The 8,940-nt window shown below is 55.8% G+C and carries 9 protein-coding genes; 4 read left to right on the top strand and 5 right to left on the bottom strand.

The annotated features are described in order from the left end of the window. Positions 1-93: 93 nt before the first annotated feature. Positions 94-1,404, bottom strand: coding sequence for a type II toxin-antitoxin system HipA family toxin (locus tag ACSZPU_RS20500; RefSeq protein ID WP_499002627.1), 1,311 nt, complete (start codon positions 1,402-1,404; stop codon positions 94-96). Beyond that, a complete protein-coding gene (gene hipB, locus ACSZPU_RS20495; RefSeq protein ID WP_499002624.1) occupies positions 1,404-1,673 on the bottom strand; it encodes a type II toxin-antitoxin system antitoxin HipB in 270 nt (89 codons plus the stop codon). Before hipB ends, ACSZPU_RS20500 begins: the two co-directional genes overlap by 1 nt. 312 nt (positions 1,674-1,985) lie before the next feature. On the opposite strand from hipB, the gene ACSZPU_RS20490 reads away from it, so the two are divergent. Further along, complete coding sequence (locus ACSZPU_RS20490) at positions 1,986-2,438, top strand: hypothetical protein (protein ID WP_499002621.1); 453 nt, start codon at positions 1,986-1,988, stop codon at positions 2,436-2,438. Positions 2,439-2,467: 29 nt separating this feature from the next. Here the strand turns inward: ACSZPU_RS20490 and ACSZPU_RS20485 are convergent, their stop codons facing one another. After that, positions 2,468-3,742, bottom strand: coding sequence for an MFS transporter (locus ACSZPU_RS20485; RefSeq protein WP_499002618.1), 1,275 nt, complete (start codon positions 3,740-3,742; stop codon positions 2,468-2,470). Beyond that, on the bottom strand, positions 3,739-5,163 hold the full coding sequence (locus tag ACSZPU_RS20480; protein ID WP_499002615.1) for a M20 family metallopeptidase: 1,425 nt from the start codon (positions 5,161-5,163) through the stop codon (positions 3,739-3,741). Before ACSZPU_RS20480 ends, ACSZPU_RS20485 begins: the two co-directional genes overlap by 4 nt. A gap of 224 nt (positions 5,164-5,387) precedes the next feature. Between ACSZPU_RS20480 and ACSZPU_RS20475 the strand changes: the two genes are divergently transcribed. Further along, positions 5,388-6,311: a LysR family transcriptional regulator gene (locus ACSZPU_RS20475; RefSeq protein ID WP_499002612.1), complete on the top strand. Its 924-nt coding sequence runs from the start codon at positions 5,388-5,390 to the stop codon at positions 6,309-6,311. Between the two features lies 1 nt (position 6,312). Here the strand turns inward: ACSZPU_RS20475 and ACSZPU_RS20470 are convergent, their stop codons facing one another. Then, a complete protein-coding gene (locus ACSZPU_RS20470) occupies positions 6,313-7,194 on the bottom strand; it encodes a LysR family transcriptional regulator (RefSeq protein WP_499002610.1) in 882 nt (293 codons plus the stop codon). A gap of 115 nt (positions 7,195-7,309) precedes the next feature. Between ACSZPU_RS20470 and ACSZPU_RS20465 the strand changes: the two genes are divergently transcribed. Beyond that, positions 7,310-7,960 carry a DsbA family protein gene (locus ACSZPU_RS20465; RefSeq protein ID WP_499002609.1) on the top strand — a complete coding sequence of 217 codons (651 nt, stop codon included), beginning with the start codon at positions 7,310-7,312 and terminating at the stop codon, positions 7,958-7,960. Positions 7,961-7,968: 8 nt separating this feature from the next. Further along, positions 7,969-8,820, top strand: coding sequence for a Vmh family MBL fold metallo-hydrolase (locus tag ACSZPU_RS20460; protein ID WP_499002606.1), 852 nt, complete (start codon positions 7,969-7,971; stop codon positions 8,818-8,820). Positions 8,821-8,940 lie beyond the last annotated feature (120 nt).

Genomic DNA, 8,940 nt, shown 5'->3' with positions numbered 1-8,940 from the left:
TTTCCGGTTAAAAACTCGCCGAAAACAGTATTTTATTGCCATGATTTCTCCGACAACACACCATCACTGCGTTTCGGGCTCCTGTGTTCATGGTCAGTGAGTTTTTAAAACGTTTTTCCAGATTCCTAACCATGAACTGATGGCATCGGCCACAGGCGCTGAAAAATCCTCAGGCAGAGATGACATCACCGTCTCTACAGCACCCGGAACATTATCGGCAAAATCACGCAGAATCAGTTGCATTTGCTCATGGGAAAAATTCACCTCCCTGGCTGTCGCCAGGAAATGTCGAGGGTAGATTTGATGAATGGCACTTTTGCGGCCTTTCGTGGCTTTCAGGCTCATAGCAAGTTTGAGATCGCGCATATGAAGCCCGGCACCACCCAAATCAGGGAATGCAGAGATGATGTCGTAAAAGGGCGTCAGCTTGTAGCTCCCACCCGCATGTATAAACAGCGAATAATTTTTCGCGTGCCCGTCAGTCGCACCAATCAACCACTGGAATACCTGGAATCGCATAAACGCATAACGATCGTTCAGCGCGTCACTTGATCCCAGCAACAATCTCATGATTTGCGCAATATCCGGCCCACCATCGGATTCATACTTTAACGAAGAGGGTAAACCAAAAGCCTGACACAAATCCTCCTGGGGTAATCGCAGCAGAACGGTTTTATTTCTGGCCCATCGTCTGTCAAAGCGTTCCACAGCCAGCGCCCGAATTTTTCCCGTACGAATTATCTCAGCATCCGGAACCTCAAAATCCAGCGCTCTTGCCAGCGCCAGGCAACAAAATTCGTTATCCACGCTCTCGCGTAAGTCGAGCGTCGCATTCGGCTGCTTTATTTCGCCAATCGGTAACTTGATGATGTGAGTTGTCGGCGTCGTGCCTTTGGGAATACACCAGGCATCACCGGCTTTTAGCAACGCCGTTTTTTCCTGTGCTCCGGCAACGGAAATTCTGAAATCATCTTCCCCCTCAATCATTCCAAGAGGAATATCCGCCTGATAGGCCGTTAAAACGCTTTCCAGCCGCAAAGCATTCAGACGTTCCCATGCCAGTACCTGCCCGCTCGCATCTTCTTCCGGTGGAAGCAATGTGACAGCCCCAACGCTGTCTCTGCCTATTTCAGCCAGCAGATCAAAGGGCTGCTTCGACTTGGCCTGATAACGTTTCACAATTCGATCACGCACGCCGGGACTGTCTGGCAGCAGGTTGTCGAAATAATTGAAAACAGCATCTGACGTCATCAACCCCAGTTGTACGGGTAGGGAAAGGGATAGCGGCCTGCCATAGGGATTTCGAATCCACTCTTCGTCATAGCGAAAGGTGTGTGCACCATTAGCTTGTTTTGTCAGTTCACCCACCCGCTCATTGTTCATCCAGGTCACAAGTGTTGGCATTACCACTCCAGATCCACGTGATTACCCTTTTCATCGTCTACTGCCGACGCATTTTTTTCATATAAAACCATCGCCAGTTCAAGGGATTGAAGAATTTTGAATAGTGTCGCCAGCGTGGTTTTTTCAGGGTTATTTTCGAAATTAGACACCGTGGCCTGCTTGATACCGATCCGCTTAGCGAGGTCGCTTTGTGTCCACTGGTTTTTCTGGCGCACCAGTTTCAGGTAGTTCGCCAGTTGGACGGGGCCATAAATCATCGGTGGCATCATGATGGGGAGCTATCCTTTTATTAATTATCCTCTACCGGGGATAATTAATGTTTTATACCCTGTAGGGGATAATGTCAAAATCGTTACTTTATCCCCTTATGGGGATAATCATCACTTTATCCCTACAAGGGGATATTCACTGTCTCAATATACTTATGCTAACGGCCATAAAAGTCGAACACTAATACCCACATAACACTAACGTCATATTTTGATTAACTTTATGTGATGATGTAACAGCTTGCTGCTGGTTGCCCGCACGCATAACACTGTAGGATCCGTTCTCCAGAAAACACTCACGAGAACGGACGCGTGAAATATTCCCTGTTTTTATTGTTACTGACATTACCCGCGCTGGCCGCGCGTGCGGATGACGCCGTCAAGCTCAACTGCCCGCCACGGGGAGCCATCACCGTCTCTTTTTTTAATTACTATCTCATCACTATGAAATGGGGCGATCACTTCCAGGTCGCCTCCGGAAAGGAGCAAAGCCACACCAAAGCCGGAGTGCCGTTCTGGAGCACCACCTTTGGCAATGGCGACGATCTGGCCTATTTCCCCAACTCCCACCAGTACTACCTGTTCTATGCCGGTTCGAGCGAACCCGTGCAGTGTACGGAGCAGCAAACCTACGTGTATCCGGTCATCACGCCACCGCGTTATGAGAACAATATGGCCAGCACCAAAAATAGCGCGCCGCCAGTGCCGGACAGTGAGACGGATAATTCACAGGTGATTTTGCGCAGACCCGGCGCACAGGGATAACCCTCTCCAGACGGAGAGGGGCGAGCAGATTAACGCAGCTGTTTTTGGGTATGCCACAGCGCGGCGACGCTCAGGAACACCGTCACCATCAGGTAGAAGCCCGGCGCAAACTGGCTGCCCGTAGCGCTGATAAGTAGCGTACAGATAAAGGGTGCGAAACCGCCGAATACCGTCACCGCGATGTTGTAACTGATGGACATCCCACTGGCGCGCGTGGCGACCGGGAAGATATCCGCCATCACCGACGGAATGGTAGAGAAGTAGATGGATTTGAGCAGAGCCATCCACCCCACCAGCAGGCAAAGCGACACTGGCGTGACGTTCAGACTGGTCAGCCAGAAGGCCGGAAGCAGCGTAAACGCCAGCAGCCCCAGCGCCGTCCACAGTAAACGTTCACGTCCTACACGCTCTGCCAGCAGCCCGCCAATCGGTGTCACCACGGTGAGGATAATCCCGGCCAGTAAGGTAGCGGTGTAGGCCGACGACGCAGGCAGGCCGAGCGTTTTGGTCGCCCAGGTCGGCACATAGTTGAGCATGTAGTTAATCGCCGTAGAGACCACCATCAGGCCAATCGCCAGCGCCAGCAGGCGCTTTTGCGAGCCAAACAGCAGCTTCACCGGATGACGCGGTTTCTCAATTTCGACATAGGCCGTAGGTTCATGCACATGGCGGCGGATCCACAGGCCGACCGGACCAATCAGCAGACCAAAGGCGAACGGCACGCGCCATCCCCAGTCGAGCAACTGCTCCGGCGTCAGCCACTGCGCAAGGCCCAAACCGAACGCCGAGGCCATCAGGGTACTCGCCCCCTGCGTCGCGAACTGCCAGCTGGCGATAAAGGTTTTACGCTCCGGGAAGTGCTCCACGAGGAAGGCCGTCGAGCTGCCAAATTCGCCACCGGCGGAGAAGCCCTGAATCAGGCGAGCCAGCAGAATAAGCAGCGGTGCCGCCACCCCTAACGTGGCGTAGCCCGGCATAAAGGTGATCATCGCGCCGCCCAGCATCATCAGGTTGATGGAGAGTAATAGCGACGCCTTACGGCCATGTTTATCGGCATACGCCCCCAGCACCACCGCACCGAGTGGACGGATCAGGAAGGCAATACCAAAGCTGCCGAATGCCAGCAGTAACGACACGGTCGGGTTGGTGGTCGGGAAAAAGACCTGCGCGATATAGCTGGCAAAGAAGCCGTACACCGCAATATCAAACCACTCCAGCGCATTGCCAATACAGGTGGCGAAAAGGGTTTTCGCCAGACTAGGGCGCGCGTTGCCCTGTTCAGATTCACGAGCGAACGTTGTCATTGTGCACCTCCGTTCTGATGTTCAAGGTGGCTGACAAGCAGTGCCGCCCCGCGCTCACCCAAATCCCAGAACAGACGGGTCATGATGGCAAGGCCTTCACGGGCAATGGCAATCGGTAAATGTTCATCCGGCGCATGCTGTCCACAGGCCGGATAAGAGTGTGGTACCCACAGCGTCGGCAGGCCCAGAATCCCGGCAAACACGTCGTTGGGCAGCGAACCGCCCAGGTTAGGCAACAGCGCCGGTTTGCTCCCGGTGGTTTCTGCCATCGCCTCAAGCGCCCAGTTCACCAACGGATCGGTCGGGTCAAAGCGCGTTGCCGGCGTCCCACGCATGTCGCTAATGGTGACCATGGAAAAGCCGTGCGCGTCCAGATGTGCGCGAACCGCTTGTTCCAGATGCTGCCAGTCGGTGCCGACCACGAAACGCAACTGGCAGACCGCCGTCGCCTGGCCGGGGATCGCGTTCATCGGCTGCGCCGGATTACCGGTGAGGAAAGAGAGCACCTCCAGGGTGTTCCAGCCAAACAGTTTTTCCGCCGCCGATAAGCCTGGCTCGCCCCAGTTAGGATCGGTCGCCGGATCGTTCTCACCGCGCGCCGGGGTGATATCCGCCAGAATGGCTTTCAGCTCAGGCGTCAGCGCAGGCGGTTTCAGGGCCGCAATCTGAATCTCCCCTTTGCCATCCACCAGGCTGGCAATGGCATTGGCCAGTTGCGTACCCGGATTGCTCAGCAGGCCGCCCCAGTTGCCGGAGTGATAATCTTTGGCGCGAGCGTTGATGGTCAAACGGAAGTTAACACAGCCGCGAGAGCCGAGGAACAGCGTCGGGCGCTGCGCGCTCAGGCGCGGGCCATCAGAGGCGATAAACAGGTCGGCATGAATGTGCTCTTTGAGCTGTTCGCAGACCGCCGCCAGCCCTGGCGAACTCATCTCTTCGCCCATTTCGCACAGCCAGACGCAGTTAAAGCGCAGGCGCCCGTTGCGCGCATGGAACACCTGCTCCAGCGCTGACAGGTTCACGGTGTGCTGGCCTTTATTGTCCGCCGCGCCGCGTCCATACCAGTTGCCGTCGCGCTCGGTCAGCGTCCACGGCGACAGACCTTCCGCCCAGCGTGCATCATCGCCAAAGACCACATCGCCGTGCCCATAACACATCACGGTCGGTAAGGTGTCGTCTTCAACACGGCTGGCGAGTAAAAAGGGGCGAGCGGCGTTAACCGGATTCGCAATCACCTCAGTGGTAAAGCCCATCTCATGGAAAGCGGGAATAAACGCTTCGTTGTAATAGCGAGCGAGCTCCTCGTCCCTGTCGGTTCGTTGGCTTTCACTGGGGATAGCCACCCGGCTGGCAAGGGTGGTTTTAAAATGGCCGCTGTCGAACCACGCCAGCGCCTGCGCTACGATTTGTTGTGTTGTCATGTTATCTACCCTGTCCTGGCCCAGAAATTCGTCAAACCGCAGTTGCGTGGCTGCAGTTCGAATTATTTCAGGATTTATTTGCTGCCTATGGCGCAAATAGCTGTTGTTGTCTTTTTGTTCTAAACCAGAACAGAGCCTTGCCACAATAATAATAATTGCAATTTGGCGTTGCCTTTTTGATAAGGGTACACTGCACAATCCCAGGGCGACAGACAGGAATCCCCATGCTGAGTAATGAGCTGCGCTACTTTTTCGCCGTAGCCACCACCGGATCGTTAAGCACCGCCAGCGAGCAACTGTACGTCGCAGGCTCGGCAGTCAGTCGACAAATCCAGAAACTGGAGACTCGGCTTGGCGTAACGCTATTCGAACGCCATGCGCGGGGCATGATCCTCACCGACGCCGGGCAGATTCTGGCCAACCATGTCCGCAAAAGCATGCGTGATATGGAGTTTGCGATGGCGGAAATTCAGGGACTCAAAGCGGTACGCAAAGCACTGGTACGCCTCGCCTGTACCGACGGCATGGCCTTTGACCTGCTGCCTGGCCTGCTGGCACGTTTTCGCCAGCAGCACCCTGGCGTCAGTTTTGACCTACAGGTCGGCACCGCGATGCAGGTTGCCGAGTGGATTCGGCGCAACGATTGTGATGTCGCCTTTCAGTTTAGCCTCGCCCCCGAACGGGACGTGGAAATCATCGCCGCCTGGCCCGCCCCGATGCTGTTATTACTGGATGACGGCCATCCGCTGATGAAGCAGTCAAGCGTGGCAATGGAAGATTTGCACCACTACCCGCTGGTGCTACCCGAAGCGGGCACCACGCTACGCCAGTTATTCGATCTCTCCTGTCGCATGGCGGGTACCTTTCTGGAACCGGCGTTCAGCAGCAATAATTTTGCCGCGCTGTACGGTTTTACCCGCCACACACCGAATGCCATGAGCGTCTGCAGCCATTTCAGCGTGCTGTGGCGCGCAAAGCAGGATGGCATGACGCTCAGGGCCATTAATAACTCGTCGCTGAGCCAGCGCACGTTGCAGATTCAGGTTCCGGGCAGTAAACACCGCCCGGCGGCGGTAAATACATTCCTTGAGATGACCGCCCAGGCGCTGGACACCGAGCACAAGCAGTGGATGGCGCAGTTGGTGTAAATCACGATTGCGCCAGATGCAGTTTGATCGCGTCAAGAAACAGGCTAAGCGCCGCATGCTGATGGTCGCGGGACTGATAAAGCCCGTAAATCCCCAACGGCTGCGGCTCAATCTGCGGCAGCACCCGCACCAGGCGGCCACTTTGCAGCCCGGCGCGCGCCTCGATTTCCGGTACCATCGCCAGGCCCACATCCGCAGCGACCATATCGCACAGCAGTGATGAGATCCCGGCGCTGAAATTGCCGCTCACCGCCACCGACATAGCCCCTTTATCTTTATCGCGAAAAGACCAGGACTGCCCGGAAAAACGGCTGTAATGCAGGCAATTATGCTGCGCAAGATCGTCCAGGGTTTCGGGTCGCCCCGCTTGCGCAAGGTAGCCCGGTGATGCGCACAATACCGAGCGGCACTCTCCCAACGCGCGGGCAATCACCCCAGGCTCAGGGGAGTTGGTAATGCGAATCGCCAGATCTATACGTTCCCCCACCAGGCTAACCGGATGGTTATTGATATCCACCTCAATGCGTAACGCCGGATAACGAGCCAGAAACGGTGGGATCACCGGCCCCAGCAGATGCGTCGCAGTAAAATGGGCGCAGGCAATTCGCAGCGTCCCCGATGGCGTGATGTTGGTGGTATCCCCTTCGATACGCTGTGACAGCAAGGCCAGTTGTCGCGTCTTCTCGAGCGTTTTCTCTCCCGCCGGGGTGATGGTTAACCGCCGGGTCGAGCGGTGAATCAGTCGCGCCCCGGCCCACTTTTCCATTTCATCGAGATAGCGGCTAACCATAGGGCGGGAGATGCCCAGCGAACGGGCCGCCGCACTCAGGCTGCCAAGCTCGCAAATGCGGTTGTAGGTGATTGCCGCCATGATTCTGTCCATTGCATCCCCGCTTATCTGATCGTTTTAAGAAACACAGCATGAATTGTTTCAGGAATTCTGGCAAACGCGCAAATCCGTAGAATGATGGGCATCCCAAACACCGGAGAACATCGTTATGGCATTTCAGGCCGGACTTTACTGGATAATCGATCCCCTGTGCGGCTGGAGCTATGGCGCTCTGCCGCTGCTTAACCGCATCGCCCAACATTTTCCCCGTCAGCATATTTTGCCGGGCGGGCTGTTTATTGGCACCCAGCGCAGGCGGTTGAACGCCGACTGGCTGGCGCATGTTAACGAACACGATGCACGTATCGCCGCCTTAACCGGCATGACGTTTGGCAATGACTACCGCCAGACATTACTGGCCGACAGCGAGCTGATCCTCGACTCCCTGCCCGCTACGCGTGGATTGCTGGCAGCACGGCGCTTTGCCCTGCCCGGCGCAGATCTTAACTTTCTCAACGCCATCCAGCGTGCCTGGTATCAGGACGGGCAAAACATCACCCGTCCGGAGGTGGTGAATCAGGTGCTGAGCCAGACCACAGAGTCCGGCGTTCTGCTTGGGCAAATCCCGGAACACGATGCGCTGGAGACAATTCAACATGCGCGAATGCTAATGGCACAGTTGGGAGGCCAGGGCTTCCCGACGGCGGCGATTATCGATACGCACGGGCACGGCACACTGCTGCCTGTCGGACAATATTACGGCCAGCCGGAGGCGTTTTTCGCGCTGGTGAAACCGCAACTCACCCGGATAAGCAACTAAGGATCCCCATGAACGTAAAATCTCTCTCGCTGGTCTTGTCACTGGCTGCCGCGCCGGCATTCGCCGCTCCGCTGCATCTTGAAGTCTACAATCCGCAGGAAAAGGGCATATTCCCGGTGTCATCTACGCTGGTTTCTGGCCCGAAAGAAGCGGTGCTGTTCGATGCCCAGTTCAGCGTCAAAGATTGCGAACAGCTGGTGAAGATGATCAAGGCCCGTGGCAAAACGCTCAAAGAGATAGTGATTACCTCCGGCGACCCGGATTTCTACTTCGGCCTTGAGCCGCTGGTGAAAGCCTTCCCGCAGGCAAAAGTGGTGGCCTCTAAAGCCGTTGTCGACCATATCAACGCCACCAAAGACGCCAAGCTGGCCTTTTGGGGTCCGCAGATGAAAGACGGCGCACCGACGAAAATTATCGTGCCGCAGGCAACCACCGCCACACGCTTTACCGTTGACGGCGAAGCGCTGGAGCTGAAACACGCAGGGGATTACGCCGCGTATGTCTGGATCCCGGCGAACAAGGCAATTTTGGGCGGAACCGGAATTGCGTCGGGGATTCATGTCTGGACGGCTGATACGCAAACGCCGGCGATTCGCCAGGGCTGGATGACGGTGCTAAGCGAAATGCAGGCGCTGAAACCGCAGCAGGTCATTCCGGGGCACTATTTGGGTGAGCGCCCGGCAGGCGACGGGGCGATTACCTTTACCTATAACTATCTGAAAACGTTTGAGCAGGCGCTGGCTGAGAAGAAAGGTTCAGCCGCGGTCATTGAGGCCATGAAAACGGCTTATCCGAAACTGGCAGATGAGAGTTCACTGGAGCTGAGCGCGAAGGTGAATACCGGCGAGATGAAGTGGTAAGCGCTTTAGGGAAAAGGTGACGGCTGCACTGTCTGCCCCACCCAGAGCCTGTACATAAAATTGTGTAATTGCCTGATTTTGATATGTTCAATCCAACATCAAAAGCAGGTTAATTTATGG

Origin of the sequence: Phytobacter sp. V69, assembly GCF_965644215.1 — a bacterium.
Lineage (GTDB): Bacteria > Pseudomonadota > Gammaproteobacteria > Enterobacterales > Enterobacteriaceae > Phytobacter.
This window is presented reverse-complemented; position numbering and strand designations above follow the sequence as displayed.